This is a genomic window from Thermanaerothrix sp. (genome assembly GCA_026417795.1).
Taxonomy (GTDB): domain Bacteria; phylum Synergistota; class Synergistia; order Synergistales; family Synergistaceae; genus Thermanaerovibrio.
This window is the reverse complement of the sequence record JAOACP010000104.1, coordinates 1-1,328: the sequence shown is the minus strand read 5'-3', so window position 1 is coordinate 1,328 and position 1,328 is coordinate 1. Positions and strand designations below refer to the sequence as shown.

The 1,328-nt window shown below is 51.1% G+C and carries 2 protein-coding genes; both read left to right on the top strand.

The window, feature by feature from the left end:
- Positions 1-103 precede the first annotated feature (103 nt).
- Positions 104-931 carry a GTP cyclohydrolase FolE2 gene (folE2, locus tag N2315_09400; protein ID MCX7829385.1) on the top strand — a complete coding sequence of 276 codons (828 nt, stop codon included), beginning with the start codon at positions 104-106 and terminating at the stop codon, positions 929-931.
- Positions 894-1,274 (top strand): hypothetical protein, encoded by a 381-nt coding sequence (locus N2315_09395; protein MCX7829384.1) that lies wholly within the window; start codon positions 894-896, stop codon positions 1,272-1,274. The genes folE2 and N2315_09395 overlap by 38 nt, the downstream gene beginning before the upstream one ends.
- Positions 1,275-1,328 lie beyond the last annotated feature (54 nt).

Sequence of the window (1,328 nt, the reverse complement as noted above, 5' to 3'; positions counted from 1 at the left end):
GTAAAGGGGCCGCCGCTTTTCAGGGAGGAGAGGCTCCGAAAGGCTGTTCTGTCTCTGGAGGTAACCACTGTCCGAGGTGTTCTGAGGGCGTGAGGTGTCTAAAATGAAAGATAAAGTAGGAGATACTTCCTGCGGCTGTACCATACTGGATGTGCAAAGCCAGCCGGATGAGCGGGATGTTCCCCTCGCAAAGGTAGGGGTAAAGGGAGTGCGGTATCCCATTACGGTGCTTGACCGAGCCCAGGGGGTACAGCATACCACCGCCACGGTGGATCTTTTTGCAGATCTTCCCCGTCATTTTAAGGGAACCCATATGAGTCGCTTTATCGAAGTTCTTGAACGGCACAAGAGGGACCTTTCCATGCCTCGCTTTCTCCAACTCCTGCGGGAGATTCGGCAGGACCTAGATGCAGAAGCGGCTTTTGGCAGTATCACGTTCCCTTACTTTATTGAAAAAAGAGCCCCTGTGTCGGGACTTCTCAGTTCCATGAGTTATGAGTGCCGGTACGAAGGGTGGGTTAATTCTCAAACAAAGCATTTTACCGTATCCGTATGGGTTCCGGTAACGACGGTCTGTCCCTGTTCCCGGGCGATCAGTGACCGGGGGGCCCATAACCAACGAGGGATTGTTAAGGTGGAAGTAGAGTTGGGTCCCTTTTTCTGGATAGAGGACCTGGTCTCCCTGGTGGAACAGGCAGCGTCAAGCCCCGTGTACACCCTTTTGAAACGGGAGGATGAAAAGTTCCTTACCGAACATGCCTATGATAATCCCAAGTTTGTTGAAGATGTGGTACGGGATGTGTATATTGGTATCAAGGAACTTCAAAAATTTCCGCGCTTTTCGGTAGAGGCGGAGAATTTTGAGAGTATCCATAACCACAGTGCCTACGCGTATGTATCGTACGGTGGCAAAGGAGCGGATCATGAATGACATTGTTCCAACACGAGAACTAGCAAAAGATGGGGTTGCCGCCATTGGCGGGATTGCCGGAGGAATTGGGCTTCTTATTTTAGGGAGTCTGCCTTCCATTTTTGGAATTGTAGCGGGAGGGGTGGTAGGCCTTATCGGATTAGGTGCCATGGGTTCCTCTGACCCGGCAGATAAACGGGCAGGCTTGATTGCCCTCTTGGCAGGAGGCCTCACGGTGCTTTCTAAAGTGGGGATTTTCTCCGGTCTTGCCAGTGGCTTTTTGGGTCTTGCCACGGTAGGGCTCTTGGGAATGGGAATTTGGAAGGGTATTAAGTTCTATAGAGGGCTTAAAAGCCGGGCCTGACCACAAAAGAAATAGTAAAGAACGCAGTAGAAGGATAGAAGAAAAGGGTGACCT